General features: G+C 58.3%; 25 protein-coding genes. 12 read left to right on the top strand and 13 right to left on the bottom strand.

What is annotated here, in order from left to right; translation table 11 throughout:
* Positions 1–72 precede the first annotated feature (72 nt).
* Positions 73–1,038, top strand: coding sequence for an N-acetyl-D-Glu racemase DgcA (gene dgcA, locus ACR0LF_RS16510; protein ID WP_480581636.1), 966 nt, complete (start codon positions 73–75; stop codon positions 1,036–1,038).
* Between the two features lie 76 nt (positions 1,039–1,114).
* Positions 1,115–1,975: a D-amino-acid transaminase gene (locus ACR0LF_RS16505; RefSeq protein ID WP_480581634.1), complete on the top strand. Its 861-nt coding sequence runs from the start codon at positions 1,115–1,117 to the stop codon at positions 1,973–1,975.
* A gap of 43 nt (positions 1,976–2,018) precedes the next feature.
* Here the strand turns inward: ACR0LF_RS16505 and ACR0LF_RS16500 are convergent, their stop codons facing one another.
* From ACR0LF_RS16500 to ACR0LF_RS16490, 3 genes are all read right to left on the bottom strand, one after another.
* On the bottom strand, positions 2,019–2,333 hold the full coding sequence (locus ACR0LF_RS16500) for a DUF1244 domain-containing protein (RefSeq protein ID WP_480581632.1): 315 nt from the start codon (positions 2,331–2,333) through the stop codon (positions 2,019–2,021).
* Between the two features lie 89 nt (positions 2,334–2,422).
* Positions 2,423–2,662 (bottom strand): DUF6868 family protein, encoded by a 240-nt coding sequence (locus tag ACR0LF_RS16495; protein WP_480581630.1) that lies wholly within the window; start codon positions 2,660–2,662, stop codon positions 2,423–2,425.
* An 86-nt stretch (positions 2,663–2,748) separates the two neighbouring features.
* Complete coding sequence (locus ACR0LF_RS16490) at positions 2,749–3,486, bottom strand: N-formylglutamate amidohydrolase (RefSeq protein ID WP_480581628.1); 738 nt, start codon at positions 3,484–3,486, stop codon at positions 2,749–2,751.
* 141 nt (positions 3,487–3,627) lie between these two features.
* Here ACR0LF_RS16490 and pyk point away from each other — a divergent pair, with 141 nt between their 5' ends.
* The 5 genes from pyk (at position 3,628) to rplT (ending at position 8,093) form a co-directional block, all read left to right on the top strand.
* Positions 3,628–5,073 carry a pyruvate kinase gene (gene pyk / locus ACR0LF_RS16485; RefSeq protein WP_480581626.1) on the top strand — a complete coding sequence of 482 codons (1,446 nt, stop codon included), beginning with the start codon at positions 3,628–3,630 and terminating at the stop codon, positions 5,071–5,073.
* Between the two features lie 254 nt (positions 5,074–5,327).
* Complete coding sequence (locus ACR0LF_RS16480; RefSeq protein WP_480581624.1) at positions 5,328–5,765, top strand: universal stress protein; 438 nt, start codon at positions 5,328–5,330, stop codon at positions 5,763–5,765.
* A 13-nt stretch (positions 5,766–5,778) separates the two neighbouring features.
* Entirely contained in the window at positions 5,779–7,329 is a 1,551-nt protein-coding gene (locus ACR0LF_RS16475) for an alanine/glycine:cation symporter family protein (protein WP_480581622.1), read from the top strand.
* A gap of 183 nt (positions 7,330–7,512) precedes the next feature.
* Positions 7,513–7,713: a 50S ribosomal protein L35 gene (gene rpmI, locus ACR0LF_RS16470; RefSeq protein ID WP_005981143.1), complete on the top strand. Its 201-nt coding sequence runs from the start codon at positions 7,513–7,515 to the stop codon at positions 7,711–7,713.
* A gap of 14 nt (positions 7,714–7,727) precedes the next feature.
* Positions 7,728–8,093 carry a 50S ribosomal protein L20 gene (gene rplT, locus ACR0LF_RS16465; RefSeq protein WP_152457001.1) on the top strand — a complete coding sequence of 122 codons (366 nt, stop codon included), beginning with the start codon at positions 7,728–7,730 and terminating at the stop codon, positions 8,091–8,093.
* Between the two features lie 98 nt (positions 8,094–8,191).
* Here rplT and ACR0LF_RS16460 read toward each other — a convergent pair whose 3' ends face one another.
* Positions 8,192–8,581, bottom strand: a complete 390-nt coding sequence (locus tag ACR0LF_RS16460; protein ID WP_480581620.1) for a MerR family transcriptional regulator — start codon at positions 8,579–8,581, stop codon at positions 8,192–8,194.
* A gap of 99 nt (positions 8,582–8,680) precedes the next feature.
* Between ACR0LF_RS16460 and ACR0LF_RS16455 the strand changes: the two genes are divergently transcribed.
* On the top strand, positions 8,681–9,004 hold the full coding sequence (locus tag ACR0LF_RS16455; protein WP_480581618.1) for a hypothetical protein: 324 nt from the start codon (positions 8,681–8,683) through the stop codon (positions 9,002–9,004).
* Positions 9,005–9,008: 4 nt separating this feature from the next.
* The gene (locus ACR0LF_RS16450) at positions 9,009–9,227 is read left to right on the top strand and encodes a GDCCVxC domain-containing (seleno)protein (RefSeq protein ID WP_480581616.1); all 219 of its coding nucleotides are present in this window, start codon (positions 9,009–9,011) and stop codon (positions 9,225–9,227) included.
* A 104-nt stretch (positions 9,228–9,331) separates the two neighbouring features.
* Here the strand turns inward: ACR0LF_RS16450 and ACR0LF_RS16445 are convergent, their stop codons facing one another.
* Positions 9,332–10,723, bottom strand: a complete 1,392-nt coding sequence (locus tag ACR0LF_RS16445; protein WP_480581669.1) for an aminotransferase family protein — start codon at positions 10,721–10,723, stop codon at positions 9,332–9,334.
* Between the two features lie 221 nt (positions 10,724–10,944).
* Between ACR0LF_RS16445 and ACR0LF_RS16440 the strand changes: the two genes are divergently transcribed.
* Positions 10,945–12,570: an acyl-CoA synthetase gene (locus ACR0LF_RS16440; RefSeq protein WP_480581614.1), complete on the top strand. Its 1,626-nt coding sequence runs from the start codon at positions 10,945–10,947 to the stop codon at positions 12,568–12,570.
* On the opposite strand, the gene ACR0LF_RS16435 is transcribed toward ACR0LF_RS16440, so the two are convergent.
* The 8 genes from ACR0LF_RS16435 to hmgA all read right to left on the bottom strand — a co-directional run bounded on the left by ACR0LF_RS16435 (position 12,567) and on the right by hmgA (position 19,881).
* A complete protein-coding gene (locus ACR0LF_RS16435; protein WP_480581612.1) occupies positions 12,567–12,908 on the bottom strand; it encodes a DOPA 4,5-dioxygenase family protein in 342 nt (113 codons plus the stop codon). The genes ACR0LF_RS16440 and ACR0LF_RS16435 overlap by 4 nt on opposite strands.
* Before the next feature lie 85 nt (positions 12,909–12,993).
* Positions 12,994–13,632: a maleylacetoacetate isomerase gene (gene maiA / locus ACR0LF_RS16430; RefSeq protein WP_480581610.1), complete on the bottom strand. Its 639-nt coding sequence runs from the start codon at positions 13,630–13,632 to the stop codon at positions 12,994–12,996.
* A gap of 11 nt (positions 13,633–13,643) precedes the next feature.
* Positions 13,644–13,841, bottom strand: a complete 198-nt coding sequence (locus ACR0LF_RS16425; protein WP_480581608.1) for a DUF2783 domain-containing protein — start codon at positions 13,839–13,841, stop codon at positions 13,644–13,646.
* Positions 13,842–13,846: 5 nt separating this feature from the next.
* Positions 13,847–15,457 carry an FAD-dependent oxidoreductase gene (locus ACR0LF_RS16420; RefSeq protein WP_480581606.1) on the bottom strand — a complete coding sequence of 537 codons (1,611 nt, stop codon included), beginning with the start codon at positions 15,455–15,457 and terminating at the stop codon, positions 13,847–13,849.
* Positions 15,458–15,588: 131 nt separating this feature from the next.
* Positions 15,589–16,539: an MBL fold metallo-hydrolase gene (locus ACR0LF_RS16415; protein WP_480581604.1), complete on the bottom strand. Its 951-nt coding sequence runs from the start codon at positions 16,537–16,539 to the stop codon at positions 15,589–15,591.
* A gap of 87 nt (positions 16,540–16,626) precedes the next feature.
* Positions 16,627–17,883 (bottom strand): fumarylacetoacetase, encoded by a 1,257-nt coding sequence (gene fahA, locus ACR0LF_RS16410; RefSeq protein WP_480581602.1) that lies wholly within the window; start codon positions 17,881–17,883, stop codon positions 16,627–16,629.
* A 22-nt stretch (positions 17,884–17,905) separates the two neighbouring features.
* Positions 17,906–18,529 (bottom strand): LysE family translocator, encoded by a 624-nt coding sequence (locus tag ACR0LF_RS16405; RefSeq protein ID WP_480581600.1) that lies wholly within the window; start codon positions 18,527–18,529, stop codon positions 17,906–17,908.
* The gene (gene hmgA, locus ACR0LF_RS16400; protein ID WP_480581598.1) at positions 18,526–19,881 is read right to left on the bottom strand and encodes a homogentisate 1,2-dioxygenase; all 1,356 of its coding nucleotides are present in this window, start codon (positions 19,879–19,881) and stop codon (positions 18,526–18,528) included. The genes ACR0LF_RS16405 and hmgA overlap by 4 nt, the downstream gene beginning before the upstream one ends.
* Before the next feature lie 57 nt (positions 19,882–19,938).
* Between hmgA and ACR0LF_RS16395 the strand changes: the two genes are divergently transcribed.
* Both ACR0LF_RS16395 and ACR0LF_RS16390 read left to right on the top strand, forming a co-directional pair.
* The gene (locus tag ACR0LF_RS16395) at positions 19,939–20,391 is read left to right on the top strand and encodes a MarR family winged helix-turn-helix transcriptional regulator (RefSeq protein ID WP_480581596.1); all 453 of its coding nucleotides are present in this window, start codon (positions 19,939–19,941) and stop codon (positions 20,389–20,391) included.
* Between the two features lie 60 nt (positions 20,392–20,451).
* Entirely contained in the window at positions 20,452–21,702 is a 1,251-nt protein-coding gene (locus ACR0LF_RS16390; RefSeq protein WP_480581595.1) for an adenylate/guanylate cyclase domain-containing protein, read from the top strand.
* Positions 21,703–21,981 lie beyond the last annotated feature (279 nt).

Here is a 21,981-nt window from a genome sequence, read left to right as displayed (position 1 = left end):
TAAGCGCCGCGCCGGAGGCGGAGTTGTCCGCCTCCGGCGGGAGTATTTGGAAAAAGATGAAGGAGCGGCTGCGTGCAAGTAGAAGTCTCTCGGGATGTATTTCGGCTAGCGCAGGTGTTCACCATCTCGCGCGGGTCGCGAACCGAAGCAAAGGTTCTGACGGTTCGGATTTCAGATGGAACCTATCAGGGATGGGGTGAATGTGTTCCCTATGCGCGCTACGACGAGACGCTCGAATCGGTTGAAGCCGAGATTGCCGGGCTTCCTGCCGAGTTTACCCGCCAGTCGCTGATGGATCTGCTGCCCGCTGGTGCCGCACGCAATGCCGTCGATTGCGCGCTGTGGGACCTTGAGGCCAAGCGTGCCGGGAAACGCGCGTGGGAATTGGCCGGGTTGCCGGTGCCGGGCCCCGAGATCACTGCCTATACGCTGTCGCTGGATACGCCTGAAAAGATGCAGGCTCAGGCGGCTGAGAATGCGCATCGCCCCTTGCTGAAGATCAAGCTGGGAACGCCGGATGATATGCCCCGGCTAGAGGCCGTTCGTGCGGGCGCGCCGGAATCGAAAATCATCGTGGACGCGAATGAAGGCTGGTCCGCCGAAGTGTATGCCGATCTTGCCCCGCATCTGGTTCGCTTGGGCGTTGCGTTGGTCGAACAGCCTCTGCCCGCCGGGGAAGACGATGCGTTGATTGGGATGAACCGCCCGGTGCCCGTCTGTGCCGACGAATCCTGCCACGACCGGTCCAGCCTGCCTAAGCTGAAAGGCAAGTATGATGTGGTAAACATCAAGCTGGACAAAACAGGCGGCCTGACCGAGGCGCTGGCGCTGCGTCAGCAGGCACTGGCGGAAGGCTATCGCGTGATGGTCGGTTGCATGGTTGGTAGCTCACTTGCAATGGCGCCTGCGACATTGTTGGCGCAGGGTGCGATGGTAACGGACCTTGACGGCCCGCTTCTGTTGGCCGAAGACCGCGACACCCCGCTGATTTTTGATGATGCCGGAGTGCACCCGCCTGTTGCGGCGCTCTGGGGGTGACGAACGTCTGGAAAACGATCCAGTGGATCGTTTTCAGTGAGGATCGGGCGAAGCCCGGAGACGAAAAGGATATGACATGACCCGTACCGTTTACGTAAATGGCGAATACCTGCCCGAGACCGAGGCCAAGGTGTCCATCTTTGACCGTGGCTTTCTGTTCGCAGACGCCGTTTACGAAGTGACCAGCGTTCTGGACGGCAAGCTGATCGATTTCGAGGGTCACGCTGTGCGCCTCAAGCGGTCACTGGATGAGCTGGAGATGGCCGAGCCCTGCACCAAGGACGAGCTGCTGGAGATTCATCGCAAGCTGGTGGAACTGAACGGCATTGAAGAGGGCCTTGTTTACCTGCAGGTCAGCCGCGGTTCGGACGGCGACCGGGATTTCGTGTTCCCTTCGGCGGATACAAAGCCCAGCCTTGTCCTGTTCACCCAGAACAAACCCGGTCTGGCCAACAGCCCGGCGGCGCAAAAAGGTGCCAAGGTTATCTCGATCGACGATATCCGCTGGGGTCGCCGCGACATCAAGACCGTGCAGCTACTCTATCCGTCGATGGGTAAGATGATGGCCAAGAAAGCGGGTTGCGACGATGCGTGGCTGGTTGAAGACGGTTACGTGACCGAAGGCACCAGCAACAACGCCTATTTCGTCAAGAACGGCAAGATCGTCACCCGCCCGCTGTCCAATGACATCCTGCACGGGATCACCCGTAAAGCAGTTCTGCGCATGGCGGCTGAGGCGCAGATGGAAATCGAAGAACGTCTGTTCACCATCGACGAAGCCAAAGAGGCCGACGAGGCCTTCACCACGTCAGCCAGCGCCTTCGTCATGCCGGTGGTCGAGATTGACGGTGTGGCGCTGGGCGATGGTACGCCAGGGCCGATTGCCAAGCGCCTGCGCGAGATTTACCTGGACGAAAGCCGCAAGGCGGCAATTTAAAGAAAAGGCCCGCCATATCGGCGGGCCTTGTTCGTTTCAGGGCTCAGCCCTTTTTGGTGACGTTCTCGTCGAAGGCAACTTTGAAGGCGGCCTGTTTCTCGGGGCTGGCCTCGGTTTGGTAGTTGGCTTTCCATTCATCCATGGTCATGCCGTAGAAAACCTGACGGGCTTCGTCCTTGCCCATCTCGATGCCTTTCTCATTGGCGGCTTCCTGATACCAGCGCGACAGGCAGTTGCGGCAGAACCCGGCCAGATTCATCATGTCGATATTCTGAACGTCGGTGCGGTCTTCCATCAGGTGTTTTTGCAACCGGCGGAAAGCGGCGGCCTGAAGTTCGATTTCGGTTTGCGTGTCCATGATGCGGCTCCGGGTGGCTTTGTGTGCTGTGCCTGACCTAACAATCCTGCTGCCCTGATACAACAATCGGACACAGGATCCGAACCTGCTTACATCAGTTTCAGGGCCAGCCAGGGCACAATGCAAAAGATCAGTGTGAGGATTTTGTAGTTGGCGAGGTATCTGAAATAGGCACGTTTCACGTCGGGGCGTTCCATCTGAAACATCCTGCCGTGAAGGCCTGCGATCCAATCCTGCAAAAGCAGGATCATGACGGTGGTGGTCAGAAGAACTGCGATATTGAGTGCCGCCATCCAGCCGAAAAACGTCGTCAGAAATTCATGTGTCACGATGATCCCCTTTCCCGGATGAGATGGGGATCAGAGGGCGCGTTCACAATGGCGTGAGGCGTAGAAATCCTGTGCAGGACTTGCGGTTAAAGGTCGCTGGCCTCTAACGCGTCCTGAAGGATCGGGGCCAATCTCTCGGCCCATTCCCTTTGCCCGGCATGGTCTGCGATCAGGTCGTTGCGCAGTTCAATGAGGGCGTTGGGACGGCCAAACGCGGTACAGTGCTTGTCAATCGCATCGCCCGGCAACACCCCGGTGTAAGGCTCGTTGACGCCGACACACAGATCGTCCTCGGCCTGAAGCCGGTTGATCAGAGGGCGTGAGAACCTCTCGTCCGGGGTGTGCAGCACGCCGATATGCCAGGGCCGCGGGTCACGTCCGCGCAGTTGACGGGTGAAAGAGTGCATCGAAACGATCACGGCGTGGGGCAAGGCGGCCATCTGAGCCAATGCGTCGTGATAGGGGCGATAGCACATGTTCAACCGACGCTCGCGCTCGGCGGCATCCGCATGACGATTGCCGGGAATGATCGAGCCATCATAGAGCTTCATCAGCAGTGTCGGGTCATCTTCCCCACGGTTGGGATCGATGACGAGGCGCGAGAAGTTGGCCGCAATCACCGGCGCGTTCAGGATCTCGCCAAGATGTTTTGACACCTCATACGCACCGACATCGTAGGCGATGTGGCGTTCCATATCTTCACGCGGCAGGCCGAGGTCACCGCTGCTCACCTCGGGGGGGACGGTATTGGTTGCGTGGTCACATGTGATCAGCCAGCGGGATGGACGATCCTCGCCGTGGACGAAAAACGGGGTGTATGTCATGAGCCTGTCATCTAGTTTGTCGCAGGTGTAGGCCAGTTGCTTTGAAAAGGGAATTGCGCAATAAGCATCCTTGCAATGTTTGCGGTAACACTTCGCAGTACCGTATCCGCTACCTAAGACGACGTGAGGAGGCCAAGACCAATGCGACGCCTGAGAAATGTAAAGATCGTGGCGACGCTGGGACCGGCGTCCAATGACTATGACACCATTCGCGCCCTGCACGAGGCCGGGGCGGATGTATTCCGACTGAACATGAGTCACGGCAGCCACGACGAGATTCGCGAACGGCACAAGATTATCCGGCAGGTTGAAAAGGATCTGGACAGCCCGATTGCCATTCTGGCCGACCTTCAGGGCCCAAAACTGCGCGTTGGTGTCTTTGCCAATGACGCGGAGGAATTGGAAGAAGGTGCCAAATTCCGTCTCGACCTTGATCCCGCTGCTGGGGACATCACTCGGGTCTGCCTGCCACATCCCGAGATTTTTGCAGCGCTCGAGCCGGGCGCGCGCCTTCTGGTGAATGACGGCAAGATTCGTTTGACCGTTCAGGACTGTGGTCAGGATTTTGCGAATTGCACGGTCGAAGTGGGCGGTACGATTTCAAACCGCAAGGGCGTGAATGTTCCCGATGTGGTGCTGCCGCTGGCGGCCCTGTCGGCCAAGGATCGCGATGACCTTGAATTTGTCTGTCAACTGGGCGTTGACTGGCTGGCACTGAGTTTCGTGCAGCGCGCCAAGGACGTGTTCGAAGCCCGCGCGCTGGCCGATGGTCGAGCCGCGATCCTGTCCAAAATCGAAAAGCCCGCCGCGGTCGAGGCATTTGGCGATATCCTGGATGCATCAGACGGGATCATGGTGGCGCGGGGCGATCTGGGTGTTGAACTGCCGGTGTCTGCTGTACCTCCGATCCAGAAACGTCTGGTCCGCAAATGCCGTGGCGCCGCCAAACCGGTTATCGTTGCGACGCAGATGCTGGAAAGCATGATCGAAAGCCCGATGCCCACTCGGGCCGAGGTCTCGGACGTGGCCACCGCGATCTACGAAGGAACGGATGCCATTATGCTCAGCGCTGAATCCGCCGCCGGTTCCTACCCGATCGAGGCGGTGCAAACGATGAACAAGGTCGCCATCGAGGTCGAAGCAGACCCGACCTACACCCAGATCATCGCGGCATCGCGGTCCGCCAAGGGCAGCACTGTGGCCGATGGCATCGTCGCGGCTGCACGCGAGATCGCCGAAAAGACCGATATCAAGGCGATCTGTTGCTTCACTCAGAGCGGCACAACAGCCTCGCTGACAGCGCGTGAACGCCCCGGAGTGCCGATCATTGCCATGACCTCGCAACGGGGCACCGCACGCCGGTTGTGCCTGAGCTGGGGCTGCAATTGTGTGATGACGCCGGAACTGCAACGGTTCAAAGGGGCAGTGGTCAACGCAGCCCGTGCGGCGCGGGCGGGTGGTTTCGCCACCGAGGTGGATCAGATCGTGGTTACCGCCGGTGTACCTTTCAACGTTCCCGGCACCACCAACATTTTACGGGTGGCCCCGTGTGACGAACGTCTGATTTACAGCACCGATCCCGAGTAATTCAGGCCTCATTTGCTCGGGAAAGGCCCCTTGCAAACGGCTGCACCATCGCAGCCGTTTCTGCTTTTCCGGATGAAAAACTTGATATTTAAGAGAAAATTGACCCGAGGGGATGAATTTGGCAGAATGCCGTACATTCTCAGGTAGAATTTCCTGAAGATTTTAACTGGGCAGTCTTTAGCCAAAGTTCCAAGTTCCGGCTGCCCTGCCGGGGGCGTGGGCCCCGGACCTAACAAAAATAACGGAGGAACAAGATGACAACAAAGATTGTCATAGGACTCGACGGGACAGAGACCGGTGAGCGTGCGATTGCCTTTGCCAAAGACCTGGCAAAGCTGATCGGATCATGCGAGCTGCTGGTCGCCTATGTGATTGAATGGTCCCCTTACACATTTCAGACACCGGAAGAAAACGCCTTACGCCACAAAAGGCGCGAGGAAGAGGTTGAGCTGGCAACGTCACGCATCGTGACGCCTGCGGTCGATACCCTCAAAGCGGCTGGTTTCGAGGCGCGCGGCATCGTTCGTCACGGCGACGTGGCCGAGACCCTGAACGCCATCACCGTTGAAAACGGCGGCTCTCAGATCGTAGTGGGCCGGTCTTCGGCGGATGGGATCAAGAAACGCATCTTCGGCAGTTCGACACAGAACCTTGTGATGCATGCCGACGTTCCGGTCACAGTTGTAAATTGAGGTGGGCAGAAACATGAAAACGCTTCAACACATTTACCTTTCGGCGGCGGCTGCCATGATGGCCACCGCTGCTTCGGCGCAAGAGGCTCCGGGCCTTGATGACAAGATCAATCAGGCCTTTGCCGATGCAACGGGGCCCTTCGTCAGCTTTATCTTCGCGCCCTTCCCGGGAACCGGTTTCCCGTGGATCGTGGGCTGGCTGGTGGTCGCGGCCACGGTTTTCACGCTGTATTTCGCATTCGTGCAGTTCCGCTTCTTTGGACACTCGATCAGCCTTGTCAAAGGAGACTATTCCGACCCGAACGACGCAGGTGAGGTTAGTCACTTTCAGGCGCTCGCCACGGCGCTGTCCGGTACTGTTGGTCTGGGTAATATCGCCGGCGTGGCGGTGGCCATCGGGATCGGTGGACCGGGTGCCACATTCTGGATGATCGTCGCGGGCCTGCTGGGCATGGCGTCGAAATTCACCGAATGTACGCTGGGCGTGAAATACCGTAACGAATATGACGACGGCACCGTTTCCGGTGGTCCGATGTACTATATGTCCAAGGGCTTTGCCGAGCTGGGCCTGCCCGGTGGTAAGATTCTCGCGGTTCTGTTCTCGATCTTCTGTATCCTCGGCGCGTTGGGCGGGGGCAACATGTTCCAGGCCAACCAGGCGCACCAGCAGATTGCCGGGATTGTCGGCGACTATCCGGGCTGGATCACAGGTCTGGTCTTTGCGGGCATCGTCTTTGCAGTCATCGTGGGTGGCCTGAAATCCATCGCGCGTGTGACCGAAAAGGTCGTGCCGTTCATGGGTGTCATGTACGTGCTGGCGGCGCTGGTCATCATCCTGATGCACGCGGACCAGATCGGCTGGGCCTTCGGCCAGATTTTCGCGGGTGCCTTCACCGGCCTCGGCGTTGCAGGCGGCATGGTAGGCGCGCTGATCCAGGGCTTCCGCCGTGCGGCGTTCTCGAACGAAGCGGGTGTTGGTTCGGCAGCGATTGCCCACTCGGCGGTACGGACCAAGGAACCGATCACGGAAGGGTTTGTCTCGCTGCTTGAGCCGTTCATCGATACGGTCGTGATCTGTACCATGACCGCGCTGGTCATCATCATCACGCAACAGCTGATCGTTGATCCGGCAACCGGCAACTACATGCTGAACGAAGCAGGCAATGCGATTGCGACCGTTGATGGCAATACCGGCGTCAGCCTGACCTCGGCAGCCTTCGGCAGCGCGTTCAGCTGGTTCCCGTTCATCCTGGCGATTGCCGTGGTGCTGTTTGCATTCTCGACCATGATCAGCTGGTCCTATTACGGCCTCAAGGCCTGGACCTACCTGTTCGGCGAAGGTCACACCAAGGAACTGGTGTTCAAGATCATCTTCTGCGTCTTCGTGGTGATCGGTGCCGCGGCCAACCTTGGCCCGGTCATCGACTTCTCGGATGCGGCGATCTTCGCCATGGCTGTGGTGAACGTCTTTGCGCTCTATTTCCTGATGAAAGTGGTGCGTCAGGAGCTGGCATCTTATGCCGAACGGCTGAAAACCGGTGAAATCCGCAAGTTCGAGCACTAATCCAATCCACCGGGGCGGCATTTGTCGCCCCGGTGCCTGACCGCCCTGCGAAAAGTGCAGATTCCGGTCTCAGACCCCTTGCCAGTATGACAAAACTTGCGTAAACGGCGCTTCTGATCGCGTGACCGGCCGAGATGGCATGCCGAGTCGCGTTTGGAACCGAACCCGGAAAAGGAGACGGAAATGCCTAAGATGAAGACCAAATCGAGCGCCAAGAAGCGCTTCAAGGTGACTGCGACCGGCAAGGTCATGGCAGGCCAGGCCGGTAAACGGCACGGCATGATCAAGCGGACCAAGAAATTCATCCGCGACGCCCGTGGCACCACCACCCTGTCCGCCCCCGACGCCAAGATCGTCAAGGGCTACATGCCCTACGACCGCTAAGAGGAGATTAAGAGATGTCCCGCGTTAAAGGTGGAACCGTAACTCACGCCCGTCACAAGAAGGTTATCAAGGCCGCCAAAGGTTACTATGGCCGCCGCAAGAGCACCTTCAAGGTTGCCCGTCAGGCCGTCGACAAGGCCAACCAATACGCAACCCGCGACCGTAAGAACCGCAAGCGCAACTTCCGCGCGCTGTGGATCCAGCGTATCAACGCTGCTGTCCGTTCGCATGACGAGGCACTGACCTATTCCCGCTTCATCAACGGCCTGAACCTGGCCGGTATCGAAGTGGACCGCAAAGTTCTGGCCGACCTAGCCGTGCACGAACCGGAAGCGTTCGGCGCGATCGTCGCCAAAGCTCAGGCCGCTCTGACTGCCTGATCCTCTTTCGAGAGACAGTGAATGAAAGGCCGTCCCGTTGGGGCGGCTTTTTTTTGTTCAAGCACCGGGGCGATCGCACACCGGTGACCAAAACTCCATTACACAGTGCGCAGCCGAGAGAGCATTGGGCAGTAAACGTTTCCGCTTTCACAGTTTGCTGTGAGCTTTTTCAACGCCACTTCCAAACGCTTAAGTTCTGTTATCTTTTCGCGCACGTTGGAAATATGAAGCTCGGCCAATCGCTTGACGGATTGGCAATCCTCGCTATCGCCCTCGGACAGATCGAGAAGTGTTTTTGCGTCTGCAAGTGGAAAACCCAGATCGCGACACTTCTTCAGAAAACGAAGCCGTTCAATATCGTTTGTGGAGTACATGCGCCGATTTTTTGGTGTCCGTTCCGGCTTTGGCACGACCCCTTCGCGTTCGTAGTAGCGGATAGTTTCAATTCCCACGCCGCTTTGCCGGGACGCTTCTCCGATCGCAAACATGTGAGCTTTCCTGCCTTGCTCCTGTAGTGGCTACAGAAGTTATACGAATGGACACTGCCACGACAACGGGGGGTGATCAGAGCCATCAGGGGGGGCGGAATGCCAAAATACCTAAGCCTCAGTTATTTTGGGTCGCTGTCGGCGCTAGGGGTCGCGACTTGCTGCGTGCTGCCCATGGTGATGATGCTGTTGGGGTTGGGCGGCAGTTGGATGGCGATCTTTGGAAGGATTGCTGCAATAAGCTACTATGTTCTGGCGGTTTCGACCGTGCTTGTCGCGGTGTCGTGGCTGATATCCTATCGCCGCGGATCACTGCCAAAACTGAAATGGTGGCTTTGGGGAACGACCGCGATGACCATCCTGGCCTGGTTTGTTGTGTTCTACGAGGCTCGGATCAACGACTACCTGATTATGCAGATGTGAGACCATGACAGACCAGACTGTAGTGCTTGAAAGCACCCTGACCTGCCCAAAGTGCGGGCACAGCGAAACCGAGGAAATGCCGACGGATGCCTGTCAGTGGTTCTACGAATGCAAGTCCTGCGGCACGGTATTGAAGCCGAAGGAAGGCGACTGTTGTGTTTACTGTTCGTACGCCACAGTGCCGTGCCCGCCAATTCAGTTGGGTGATTGCTGCTGTGGATGATACTTAGGGCGCTTGCCAGTAGGCCCGGCCACATAAAACCGAGCCTATCAACAGAAAACCGGCGCGATTTCCGCGCCGGTTAGTTGGTTCAATCCTGCTAAATTCTACCCAAATACACGTCCCAATGCGCCATCGACCGCGTCGGTGATCTGGTCGATATCATCCGCCGTCGCGATCAGCGCGGGCGAGAAGCACAGCGTGTTGTTGCGGCTGGGGATCGAGCGGTTGGTGACGCCGATGATCACGCCCTGATTCATACAGTCGGCCACAACTGCTTGCGCCAGTTTCTCGTCCACCGGTTCTTTGCTGCCGCGATCTGCGACCAGTTCAGCGCCCAGGAACAGGCCCTTGCCGCGCACGTCGCCGATGACCTTGTGCTTTTCCATCAGCGCCTGAAGGTTACCCATCATGCGGTCACCCATGGCTGCGCAATTGTCCAGAAGGTTTTCATCCTGAATAATGCGCATGTTTTCGATCGCCGCAGCTGGGCCGGCGGTGCAGCCGCCAAAGGTCGAGATGTCGCGGAAATAGCTCATCGGGTCCGAGGCATCATCCTTGAACATGTCAAAGACTTCTTCGGTGGTGACCATGCAGGCAATCGCGGCATAGCCCGAGGCAACGCCCTTGGCCATGGTCACGAAATCGGGTTTGATGCCGTATTGCTGATAACCGAACCAGGTGCCGGTCCGGCCCACGCCGCAGACAACCTCGTCGATATGCAGCAGCACGTCGTATTTCTTGCAGATCTCCTGCACACGCTGCCAATAGCCCTCGGGCGCTTCGATGACACCACCGCCTGCGGTTACAGGCTCAAGGCACAGGGCACCGACGGTGTCGGGACCTTCGCGCAGGATAACCTCTTCGATCTGATCTGCGGCCCATTCACCAAAGTTCTCTTCGGGCGCGCCGTCCAGCTCGTGCTTGCGGTATTCCATGCAGTGGGGCACCCGTACGAAATCAGGCGCGAAGGGGCCGTATTGCGCGGTACGCTCGTCCTGACCGCCCGCCGACATGGTCGCCAGGGTCGAGCCGTGGTAGTCACGGTCGCGGTACAGGATCTTGGTTTTCTTGCCGCCGTATTTCTTGTGCGCGATCTGGCGCACCATCTTGAACGCTTTCTCGTTCGCCTCGGATCCCGAGTTGGTGTAGTAGACGCGGCTCATGCCGGGCATCTTTTCGATCAGTTGCTCGGCGAAAATCGCGCCGGGAATCGAGCCGGCCGAGTTGGCGAAATAGCACAGCTTCATCAGCTGGTCGTAAACCGCCTTACAGATCGATTCGCGGCCATAGCCCACGTTCACTGTCCAGACACCGCCGGAAACCGCATCCAGATGCTCTTTGCCTTTCTGGTCCCAGACTCGCATGCCCTTGCCTTCGACAATGATGCGCGGATCATTGGTTTCAAAGGGTTTATGCTGGATCAAGTGATGCCAGATATGGGCCCGGTCGGCTTCGACGACGCGGGATAGATCGTTTTCGTTGAACGTGCCGTCCATGACATGTCCTTTCAATGAGGTGCGGTGCACGGGATATGGAAATGCCATCTCCCGGCATGTGTTTAAGATGCTTCAGATCACCGCGAAAGGCCCTGTGTAGATAGGGCCAGATCGCATCATCCCGTATCGCCAGACGACAGTGCTGCCGTATTTTTACGGGTTTGTCAGCGCGCCCGCTTTGTGCTCAAGTCGCGCAAACTGCGACTGGGGAGGATCAGCGAATGGCAGCGGCAAACATCTACGAGCGTCATTTGGACAAATGTCGGGCGAATTACACACCCCTGACGCCTTTGTCGTTTATCGAGCGCACGGCGCAGGTCTATCCGGATTACCCTTCGGTGGTCTATGGCGAGCGCCGTTACACATGGGGCGAAACCTACGCCCGGTGCCGTCGGCTGGCGGGGGCGCTGACGGCGCGCGGTATTGAAAAGGGTGATACCGTTTCAATTATCGCGGCAAATATTCCCGAGATGTATGAGGCCCACTTTGGCGTGCCCATGTCCGGGGCCGTTCTGAATGCCATCAACACACGTTTGGATGCGCCGAGTGTTGCTTTCATTCTGAACCACGCCGAAGCGAAGGTGCTGTTGGTCGATCCCGAGTTTTCAGGCGTGGTAAAAGACGCGTTGGAGCAAGTTGATCGTGACATTCTGGTCATCGATATCGAAGACGCCAGCTATGACGGCGGTGAAAGACTTGGCACTCTGACCTATGATGCCCTGCTTGCCGAAGGTGACCCCGAGTTTGACTGGACGCTGCCGGACGATGAATGGGACGCGATCACGCTGAACTACACTTCAGGTACGACGGGCAACCCCAAAGGCGTGGTCTACCATCACCGGGGCGCGACCCTGAACGCGCAGTCGGACTTGCTGGACTGGAATATGCCCCAGCATTCGATCTATCTGTGGACGCTTCCAATGTTTCACTGCAATGGCTGGTGTTTCCCGTGGGCCATGGCAGCCAACGCTGGCGTTTCCGTGTGTTTGCGCGCTGTAAGGGCCGAACCGATCTATGCCGCGTTCCGCGATGAGAAAGTTACCCATTTCTGCGGTGCGCCCATCGTTCTGAACATGCTGGCCCATGCGCCGAACGAGCTGAAAGATTTCGAACACCAGATCAAGGTGATGACGGCGGGGGCTCCGCCGCCTGCGGCCGTGATCGAAGCGATGGAGGCGATGGGCATCGCAGTCACCCATGTCTATGGCCTGACCGAGACCTACGGGCCCTCGGTCGTTTGCGCCTGGAAAGACGAATGGAATGCCAAAGGGCCGGTGGAAAAGGCTGCTCTGAAAGTGCGGCAGGGGGTTCGGTATACGGCCCTGTCCGGCCTGATGGTGGCCGATCCCGAAACAATGGAACCCGTGCCTGCGGATGGCGAAACCATGGGCGAGATATTCATGCAGGGTAACGTGGTGATGAAAGGGTATCTCAAGAACCCAGACGCCACGGACGGGGCCTTTAAAGGCGGTTGGTTTGCATCCGGCGATCTGGGCGTTCTGCACCCCGACGGCTATATTGCGCTCAAGGACCGCTCAAAGGATATCATCATCTCGGGCGGCGAGAACATCTCGTCTGTCGAGGTCGAGGGTATCCTTTATAAACACCCGGCGGTAATGGAAGCGGCCGTGGTTGCACGTCCAGATGAAAAATGGGGTGAAACCCCCTGCGCCTTTGTCGAGCTGAAGCCCGATGCAGCCGCGACCGAAGCGGAACTGATCGCCTTCTGTCGGGATCACATGGCCCATTTCAAAGCGCCCAAGACCGTGGTGTTCTGCACCCTTCCGAAAACATCGACTGGCAAGGTGCAAAAGTTCGCTCTGCGGGATCAGGCGCGGGCGCTCTAGGCGTCCGTCTCGTCGAAGATCGACAGGTCCAGATCCAGCAACTCACCCATCCAGAGCGCGTGATCCCGGTGATCGGCCAGAGGATCACCGGTGTTCGGGTGGGTGAACACTGTCAGACCCCGCCGGTTCAACATCAACCAGGGAATGACCTGATCGAACGCGTCGGTGGCAAAGCCCAATTGGCAACTCCAGCGCGGGTGGGGGCCGACATTGCGGGCATGCATGCGGCCCATCTGAACGCGGAACAACCGGGCAGCCTCTTCACAGATCTGTTGCGCCACGTCCTGTGTGTCGGCATCGAAGTAAACATGGGCGTGGTAGCCGGTGATCTCGGACATTGGAACCTCATTTCTCTGATGGAGCCAAGGTAAGACCGATCAGACCGGACGCATAGGCCGACGTGCACACAGGGTCTGTGCAATGTTATTGGGGCGCGTGTGCGTCAGGATGCGCTGCGACAAAGGCCGGGTGACTGGCGCAGGCCGCCTCGACGCCCAGAAGGTGGGGCATGTCCGACAGATCAACCTGCCAGCGGCGCGCGTTATAGATTTGCGGGATCAGGCAGATATCGGCAAGGCCGGGCCGCGCACCAACACAATAGGGGGCCTGTTCAAACTCACCCAACATGGCCTCAAAGGCCTGCAAGCCGGGCCGGATGAAGTGCCGCATCCAATCTCCGGGCATATCAGCTGCGCCTTTGCTGAGGGCGGTCGCATGACGCGCCACCGACAGGTTGCAGACCGGGTGAATGTCCACCGCAATCGCATATGCCAGCGCCTGCACATGTGCGCGCTCTGCCGCGTCATCGGGCAGAAGGTTCATTTGGCGGGTCTGGTCCAGATAGTCGAGGATCGCCAAAGATTGCGTCAGCCGCCGCCCGTCAATATCCAGAACCGGCACAAACCCCTGTGGATTTCGCGCGATATGTTCGTCGCTTTTATGGGCGCCGCCCACCAGATCGACGACAACCGCGCGGTAATCGATTCCGGTCAGATTCAGGGCGATTCGCACCCGATAACTGGCCGAGGATCGCCAATAGTCAAAAAGGACGGTTTCGTTCACGCAGGAACCCTTCACTTGTCGGTCAAAGCTGCGGCACGAATGGCGTCAGACAATATTGCTTCGTCGCCGATGTGGTTGGCCAGAACCAGCACCAACCGGGCGTTCAGCGCGTCGCTGTCGGCTTTTTCAAGCCCCTCATGCGCTGCCAACAGCTCGGCATAGAAGTCGTCGGCTTTGTCGATATTCGGAGTTAGAATCAGATCTGACATGGCGCTTACTCCTTACCACAGGCTCTGCGGATCGCATGCCGGAAACTGTTTTCTTCAAAATTGTCCCGCCGCGCCGCCACGTGCTGATCCGGGCGGATCAGGTACACCGCGCTGGTGGCATTGCCCAAATAACGGCGCTTAAGAGCCAGTGTCTGGTCGTCCTTTACCGAAAGTGCCAGCCGCGTGACCTCAACCCCGTCTTCTTCCAACACATCCGGCGCGTCCGCGTCGATGGTCAGCAGGGTAAATTTGCCCGCCAGTTTGGGCAGCAGGAATTCATCACCCAGCGGCGCGTCCGGGCAGGCCGAGCCGGGGCGTGTTCCTGCCGGGCCGTCCAGGGCATCGGCAGAATTAAGAGTTGAGCCATCATAGGTGCAGGGCTGGCTCAGGCGTCCCGAATTCACAAGCGGCCGTGCAAACTCGTACTGTTCGCTCAGGTCCAGCACAGCATCTCGCAGAACCCGGGACATCTCGGATTTAGGCGTGATGAAATCGGTCGACTGGCTGGATTTCTGAATGTTCTCGTCGGCGCCGTGCACGCGTTCTGAATTGTAGCTGTCCAGCAGGCTTTCGGGGGCTTTGCCTTCAAGCACCAGTTTCAGTTTCCAGCAGAGGTTGTCGGTGTCCTGCAGACCGGAGTTGGCCCCGCGTGCGCCAAACGGGCTGACCTGATGCGCGCTGTCACCGGCAAACAGAACACGGCCCTTGCGGAAGCTTTCCATGCGGCGACACTGGAAGGTGTAGATCGAGACCCACTCCAGCTGAAACTCGACGTCGTCGCCCAGCATCGCCTTGAGGCGGGGGATCACATTCTCGGGGCGCTTTTCACGTTCCTTGTCGATGTCCCAGCCCAGTTGCAGGTCGATACGCCAGACATTGTCGGGCTGTTTGTGCAACAGCGCGGATTGTCCCCGGTTGAATGGCGGATCGAACCAGAACCATCGTTCCGAGGGGAAATCCGCGTCCATGACCACATCGGCGATCAGGAAGTTGTCTTCGAATACTCGCCCCTCGAAATCGATACCCAGCATGCGCCGGGTGGGTGACGTCGCACCGTCGCAGGCAATCAGCCATTCGGCCTCAAGCGTATACGGGCCTTCGGGTGTTTCGACCTCAAGCCGAACGTGATCGTCATGCGTGCCGATTGCATCGACCTTGTTACGGCCACGGATTTCTATCGGGGCACCCTCTGCCTGCAACTCCCGCACCCGTTGAACGAAGGAATCTTCGAAATGGTATTGCTGAAGATTGATGAAGGCGGGATTGGCATAGCCTTCATCCGGTTGCAGGTTGAAGTCATAGACCTGACGATCATCGAAAAAGACTTTGCCGCGGTCCCAGAGCACACCTTTGTCGACCAACCGATGCCCGCAGCCCAGCCGGTCCGCAATTTCCAGGGTACGTTGAGAAAAACAGATGGCGCGGCTGCCAAAGCTGACCTTGTCATTCTCGTCCAGAATCACAACTTCGACCCCGTGTTGGGCCAGATCGATGGCGGCTGCCAGACCAACCGGACCGGCCCCGATGACGACAACTTTGCGCCTGACGGGCGTCGGGCTGTCCTGATCCGGGCTGCGTTCATATCCGTAAAGCGGTGTTTCAAAGATCTTGTTCATGGGCTCCCCCAAACAGACGCACCAAGGTGCTGCATATCTTGTCCCCGGCGACAGGCGCCGGAGGCCTTGGCTTATGGTTTCACTGAATCCCGCCGCGTAAAACGATCTGGATCAAACTCGGCCGTTTTTCCTCAGCTTTGCAGGGCTTCCCACATCTCAAGGTCGCGTTGGGCGGTCCAGATGCGGGGCGTGTCGATGCCGCGCGCCTCGTCATAGGCGCGGGCCACGTTGAACGGCAGGCAGTGTTCGTAGATCGCGTAGTCGGCGAATTTGGGGTCACATTCCGCGCGCACGGCGTCCCAGGCTTCTTTCAGGGATCCGCCACGTGCGGCCACCTTTGCTGCGGGACGGTAGGTGCTGCTGACGAAATCGCGGGTGTTTTCGATAGCGGCGTTGACCATATCCTTGCCGACCAGCGCATCACCCCGACCCGGTGCAATGGCGTCCACATCGAACCATTTGATCGCGTCCAGAGTGTCGCCCCAGTCGTTGAAATGCCCGTCTCCGCAATAGCAGGCCGAGTGGTATTCGACGATATCACCGGTAAACATGACGTTCTGGTCTGGCACATGGATCACGATATCACCGGCAGTATGTGCGCGGCCCAGATGCATCAGGTCAACGCGGCGGTTGCCCAGATAGACGGTCATCGTGTCGCTGAACGTGGTTGTGGGCCAAGTCAGGCCGGGGATGCTTTCATGCCCTTCGAACAGGCGCGGAAAGCGTTGGAACTCGCTGTCCCAATCCTCCTGCCCGCGCTCCACCACCATGGCGCGTGCCATGTCCGACATCAGAATCTGCTGCGCGCCAAACGCGCTGGCGCCCAGAACGCGTACGGCGTGGTAATGGGTCAGCGCGACATGGGTGATCGGTTTGTCGGTGACCGACCGGACGCATTCGATCACCTTGTTGGCCAGACGTGGGGTCGCCTGTGCCTCGACGATCATCACACTGTCATCGCCGATGATCACGCCCGAATTGGGGTCGCCTTCGGCAGTAAAGGCATAAAGCCCTTCGCCGACCTCGGTGAAGCTGATCTTTTTCTCTGACATGTCCCCCTGGGACGCGAATGCTTTGGCCATGTTGGTTTTGTCCTTTTGCGGTTGCACGGAAAGCAGAGGTTGGATGCCTCCGGCGGGAGTATTTGGAAAAAGATGAAATTCAGTGCGTCATCGTTCGAAAGGGGAAGTGAAGGCGGGTAAAACGGTGCCAATGCATTCACCGAACCCGATTGTGTAGCCGTCGCCATTGGCCGCGCCGGTCAGGGTCAGGGTGTCGCCATCTTCGATGAAGCTGCGGGTTTCGCCGGTGTCCAGCGTCAGCGGCTCCTTGCCACCCCAGCTGAGTTCGAGAAGGGAGCCGCGTTCCGGTTTTGTCGGCCCGGAAATCGTGCCCGATCCCAGCAGGTCGCCGGCATTCATCGGACATCCGGATGTGGTGTGATGGGCCAGTTGTTGCGCGGCGGAATAGTACATCTGATTGTAGTTGGTTTGCGCAATTGTCGTGGCAGGTTGCCCGGCGGGCGCCATGGTGACCGACAGGTCAATGTCGTAGAGCATCGGGCCGCAATCCTTGAGGTGATCCAGCAGCTCGAACTCACGGGCTGGCGTGCCACAGCGGAACGGCTCAAGCGCTGCCTTGGTCACGATCCAAGGGCTGATCGAGGTCGCCGTTGCCTTGGCCTGAAACGGGCCCAGCGGCTGGTATTCCCAGGCCTGGATGTCCCGCGCTGACCAGTCGTTCAGCAGGACATAGCCAAAAATGTTGTCATCCGCTTCCTGCACAGTGATCGGACCATCCGAAGGGGTGCCGACAATCGCGCCCATCTCAAGTTCGATGTCAAACCGGCGGCTGGGCAGAAAGGCGGGCAGGTCCTGATCGGGGGCTTTCAGCTGACCCCAGGGGCGGCGAATATCGGTGCCCGAAACCACGACCGAAGACGCGCGGCCGTTATAGCCAATGGGAATATGCAGCCAGTTCGGCGGCAATGCGTTTTCCGGACCGCGGAACATGGTGCCAACGTTGAAGGCATGATTCCGCCCGGCATAGAAGTCGGTGTATTCACTGACCGCGAAGGGCAAGTGCATCTCGGCGTCGTCTTGCCTGACTAGCAGCGGTTCAACCTTGCTCCGTTCGTCCGAGCCTTCGGTCAGCAGACTGATCAACCGTTCACGCAGGGCAGCCCAGACAGCCGGGCCTTCCTCCATCAACGGGTTCCAGAATGGCATGTCGAACAGTGGCTCATCGCTCAGGTCAATCAGACCTTCAGCTTCGGCGGCAGTGACGTCGAGGATCATGTCACCGATGGCCACACCGCAGCGGGGCTCGCCGCCCTCGGTCGAGAATACGCCGTAAGGCAGGTTGTTCAGTGGGAACGGATGCGTCGCGTCATTGGCCGACGTCACCCAGGATGTCACTAAAGGCATACGATGTCCCTGTTTTTGAAGGTTAAGAAGGGGTTCGGAGGGATTTCAGCCCCAACAAGATGGCAGCCAGGATCATGAAGCTGCCGCCAATTCGATCAAGCCAAAGATTAGCCGGGCCTTGCAATCGACGGGCCAGCCAACTTGCGCTGCTGCCATATGCGGTCAGGAACATTCCGTCGATGACCAGATAGGTCGCCGACAGAATGGCGAATTGCGGCCAGAAGGGCAGCGTGCCATCGATGAACAGTGGAAACAGCGCGGCAAAAAAGACCACGGCCTTGGGGTTGGCGGCAGAGGTAACAAAACCCTGCATCCAAAGCGCCTTGCGGCTGGCCTTGGGCGCGGTTTGCGAGGCAGACACGCGCGCCTTAAGGATCTGTTTAACGCCGAGGTAAACCAGATAGGCGACACCAAGCCATTTGATGACGGTCAACGCGGTGGCGGATGTGGCGATCAGGGCGGCCAGGCCAAGCCCAGCCGCCAGCATCTGCAGGAAGTTCGCCGTCAGATCCCCGACAGCGGTGAACATCCCGCGCCGCAGCCCGTTAGTTGCCGAGTTTGATAACATCAGCAACTGGCTGGGCCCCGGCGTGCTCATCAACAGCAGGACAGTTGCGACATAGGTGAACCAGATGTCCAAGCTCATTTTTTCCCGGGGCTCCCGTCGAACTTCTTCTCCAGCGATGTCCAGCAGTCGATATAATCATCCTGCAACGGCGCTTCATTGGCCGCAAAGGGTGTCAGGTGCTGCGGGAAGCGGGTTTCAAACATGAACGACATCGTTTGATCCAGCTTGTCCGGCCCCAGATTTGCGTTGGATGCCTTTTCAAAGGCTTCCTTGTCTGGGCCGTGTGGGATCATCATGTTGTGCAGGCTTGTGCCGCCGGGGACAAAGCCCTGCGGTTTCGCGTCGTACTGGCCATAGATATTGCCCATCAGTTCCGACATGATGTTCTTGTGATACCACGGCGGGCGGAACGTGTCTTCCATCACCATCCAGCGTTCGCGGAACAGAACAAAGTCGATATTGGCCGTACCCGGTTGACCCGACGGAGCCGTCAGAACGGTGAAGATCGACGGGTCAGGATGGTCAAACAGGATTGCACCAACGGGGCAGTAAGTGCGCAAGTCGTATTTGTAGGGCGCATAGTTGCCATGCCATGCGACCACGTCCAGCGGGCTGTGCCCGATTTTGGTGGTGTGGAATTGCCCGCACCACTTGATGGTCACGGTCGACGGGGTTTCTCGGTCCTCGTAAGCCGCCACCGGCGCCTTGAAGTCGCGCGGGTTGGCCATGCAATTGGCCCCGATCGGGCCGCGACCCGGCAGTTCGAACTTCTGGCCGTAATTCTCGCACACAAAGCCACGCGCGGGGCCTTCCAGAACCTCGACGCGGTACAGCAAGCCGCGCGGAATGATTGCGATTTCCTTGGGCTCCAAATCGATGATTCCCAGTTCCGTCGCAAAGCGCAGCCGACCTTCCTGCGGTACAACCAGCAGCTCGGAATCGGCCGAGAAGAAATAGTCATCGACCATGGATTCCGTGACCAGATAGATATGGCTGGCCATGCCCACCTGCGTGTTTACATCCCCCGCGGTCGTCATGGTCCGCATCCCGGTCATCCAGTTCAGACCTTCATCGGAATGCGGGACGGGATCCCAGCGATACTGGCCCAGGCTAATCACATCCGGGTCGATGCAGGGGGCCGATTTCCAATAAGGAAGATCGATTTTTTCATAACGATGCGAGTGCTTTACGGACGGGCGAATGCGATAGCACCAGGTGCGCTCGGGCGGGTTGGCGGTAAAGGCCGTGCCACTCAGTTGCTCGCCATACAGGCCGTAGTTGCACCGTTGCGGGCTGTTCATACCCTGCGGCAGAGCGTCGGGCAGGGCCTCGGTTTCAAAGTCGTTTCCAAAGCCGGGCATATAACCGGCATGTGTGCCGACGGGCGTTGCAGCTTGTGTCAGCGTGTGTGGGTCAGTCGGACGATTCATGGTGTTTTCCTCCGTTTGCTGCTTGTCGGTTAATAGTTGATTTTGTAACTAACAAGCATGACACACGATGAATCCCAAAAAAATGATGACTTTGATCTGCAGAATTTTCTGCCTTTCCTTCTGAATCAGGCCGCAGAACAGGCGTCGCTAGAGTTTCAGGCGGTCTATAAGGGCCGTTACGGGATGCTTCGAACCGAATGGCGGGTGCTGTTTCATCTGGGGCTGTTTGGCGAGATGACAGCGAAAGAGATTTGCGAGCGTGCCAGAATGCACAAGACCAAAATCAGCCGCGCGGTCGCCAAGCTGGAACAACGCCGGTATCTGAAACGTACCCGGGATGAGGCTGATCGGCGGGCGGAATGGTTGACACTAACACCAGCGGGGCAAACGGTATATCGTGACTTGCGGACTGTCGCGGCAAACTACGACGCCAAACTATCAGGGGTGCTCAATGACGAAGAGGCTGCGCTGCTGCGACACATGCTGCGGCAGTTGGCCGGACTGGATTGACCACTGGTAATCGGGCCATGCCGCCCCCAGTTGTATCCCATGCTTGATACGGATTTTGGAATGACGTCATTTGAACCTGCTTCATCCTCGACCAATGACCTGATCAACTGGCTGGTCAACAAGGGGCTTGAGGGTGCTGGACAGGAAGAACTGCTAGAAGGGTTTTGTAACAGCCTCGTGGATATGGGTATCCCGTTGATGAGGTTTCACGCGGCGCAATCGACCCTGCACCCGGTCTACGGTGGAACCGGCTATAGCTGGTATAATGGTGCTGGCGGAGAATCCGAGAAATTCGAAAACACGGACGCGCCCAGCGAAGTCTGGCAGCAAAGCCCGTTATATGCCCTGCTGCACGAGGATCTCGATGAAATCCGGGTCAAACTGGTTGATCAGAATGAGCCCAGCCGCTTTCCTCTGCTGAATGATCTGCGCGAAATCGGGGCGACCGACTATTACGCGACCGGGCTTTCCTATGAGGGGTCTCAGAAAGTGCGCCTTGAGGGCGAGAAAAAGGTCAGCGATGGCGTCCTGATGTCCTGGACCAGCGACGCCCCCACCGGGTTCGAAGATAAGGACCTGAGCCGGATCAACAGCGTATTGCCGCATCTGGGGCTGGCGCTCAAATCCGCCAAGAACCAGACCCTGACCAAGGATCTGATGCGGGTCTATCTGGGCCGTGACGCCGGTCGCCGTGTCCTGTCGGGTGAAATCCGGCGCGGTTCGCTGCAACAGATCGATGCGGTGATCTGGAACTTCGACCTCGAAGGCTTCACCAACCTCGCCGAAGACCTGCCGGGCCATGAGATCATCGACATGCTGAACGATTATCTGGCTGTGGCTGTCGGCGTGGTGCATGACAGGGGCGGGAACATTCTGAAATTCATGGGCGACGGCTTGATGGCCATGTTCGACGTTGGCGAGATCGACGAAGACGCCCGCGCCGCGCTCAGCGCCGTGCCTCTGTTGCAAGCCCGTATGGATGAACTGAACGCCAGACGTTTGGATCAGCGCCTGCCAGTTGCTAACTTCACTCTGGCCCTGCACGCGGGTGAGATCCTCTATGGCAATATCGGGTCCGAGACCCGGTTGGATTTCACGGTCATCGGCCCCGCCGTCAACCAGGCCGCGCGTATTGCAGGGATGCACCGATCATTGGGCCAAAGGATACTGATCTCGGACGACGTCGCCCGTGCTGCACAACCCTGCGCGCAGGAGCTTGTGTCGGTCGGCCGCTACATGCTGCGCGGTGTGCACGAACCGAAAGAGCTGTTTGCGGTGTATTCTCCGGATGGGGTATCAACGACCAATTGATCCTCCAGCCTGAGAACCCTCTGACGCTGCAAAGTAACCTAAGAACACCTATGAAATGGTTGCTGCCATTTCTTGGCACCCTTCGTGTTGCCGTCCGGACGTTCCGATGTTGAAAACCGAACGGAACGTGGTGTTTCCGATGGCAGTGACCGGCAGATTTGTCCGGATGGTCGACCTTGGTGCAGATAGCGTCCTATGGCCGGATTGATCTCAAATTGACATCTACGTTTCACTGTGCGGACAAATGGTTATGGTACTTAACAGTGAGAACGGCTCGTA

The sequence above is a fragment of the Ruegeria sp. E8 genome (assembly GCF_056533985.1).
The sequence above is the reverse complement of the archived record's forward strand: the minus strand, read 5'-3'. Positions and strand labels throughout refer to the sequence as shown.

Coding starts and splice junctions, on each gene's coding strand:
- pyk (WP_480581626.1), top strand. CDS start 3,628: ATGCGACGCCTGAGAAATGTAAAGATCGTGGCGACGCTGGGACCGGCG.
- ACR0LF_RS16455 (WP_480581618.1), top strand. CDS start 8,681: ATGCCAAAATACCTAAGCCTCAGTTATTTTGGGTCGCTGTCGGCGCTA.
- ACR0LF_RS16490 (WP_480581628.1), bottom strand. CDS start 3,486: ATGACATACACCCCGTTTTTCGTCCACGGCGAGGATCGTCCATCCCGC.
- ACR0LF_RS16420 (WP_480581606.1), bottom strand. CDS start 15,457: ATGAACAAGATCTTTGAAACACCGCTTTACGGATATGAACGCAGCCCG.
- rplT (WP_152457001.1), top strand. CDS start 7,728: ATGTCCCGCGTTAAAGGTGGAACCGTAACTCACGCCCGTCACAAGAAG.
- ACR0LF_RS16415 (WP_480581604.1), bottom strand. CDS start 16,539: ATGGCCAAAGCATTCGCGTCCCAGGGGGACATGTCAGAGAAAAAGATC.
- ACR0LF_RS16450 (WP_480581616.1), top strand. CDS start 9,009: ATGACAGACCAGACTGTAGTGCTTGAAAGCACCCTGACCTGCCCAAAG.
- ACR0LF_RS16445 (WP_480581669.1), bottom strand. CDS start 10,723: ATGGACGGCACGTTCAACGAAAACGATCTATCCCGCGTCGTCGAAGCC.
- hmgA (WP_480581598.1), bottom strand. CDS start 19,881: ATGAATCGTCCGACTGACCCACACACGCTGACACAAGCTGCAACGCCC.
- ACR0LF_RS16505 (WP_480581634.1), top strand. CDS start 1,115: ATGACCCGTACCGTTTACGTAAATGGCGAATACCTGCCCGAGACCGAG.
- fahA (WP_480581602.1), bottom strand. CDS start 17,883: ATGCCTTTAGTGACATCCTGGGTGACGTCGGCCAATGACGCGACGCAT.
- ACR0LF_RS16475 (WP_480581622.1), top strand. CDS start 5,779: ATGAAAACGCTTCAACACATTTACCTTTCGGCGGCGGCTGCCATGATG.
- ACR0LF_RS16500 (WP_480581632.1), bottom strand. CDS start 2,333: ATGGACACGCAAACCGAAATCGAACTTCAGGCCGCCGCTTTCCGCCGG.
- ACR0LF_RS16435 (WP_480581612.1), bottom strand. CDS start 12,908: ATGTCCGAGATCACCGGCTACCACGCCCATGTTTACTTCGATGCCGAC.
- ACR0LF_RS16480 (WP_480581624.1), top strand. CDS start 5,328: ATGACAACAAAGATTGTCATAGGACTCGACGGGACAGAGACCGGTGAG.
- ACR0LF_RS16460 (WP_480581620.1), bottom strand. CDS start 8,581: ATGTTTGCGATCGGAGAAGCGTCCCGGCAAAGCGGCGTGGGAATTGAA.
- ACR0LF_RS16440 (WP_480581614.1), top strand. CDS start 10,945: ATGGCAGCGGCAAACATCTACGAGCGTCATTTGGACAAATGTCGGGCG.
- rpmI (WP_005981143.1), top strand. CDS start 7,513: ATGCCTAAGATGAAGACCAAATCGAGCGCCAAGAAGCGCTTCAAGGTG.
- ACR0LF_RS16405 (WP_480581600.1), bottom strand. CDS start 18,529: ATGAGCTTGGACATCTGGTTCACCTATGTCGCAACTGTCCTGCTGTTG.
- ACR0LF_RS16425 (WP_480581608.1), bottom strand. CDS start 13,841: ATGTCAGATCTGATTCTAACTCCGAATATCGACAAAGCCGACGACTTC.
- ACR0LF_RS16390 (WP_480581595.1), top strand. CDS start 20,452: ATGACGTCATTTGAACCTGCTTCATCCTCGACCAATGACCTGATCAAC.
- ACR0LF_RS16395 (WP_480581596.1), top strand. CDS start 19,939: ATGACACACGATGAATCCCAAAAAAATGATGACTTTGATCTGCAGAAT.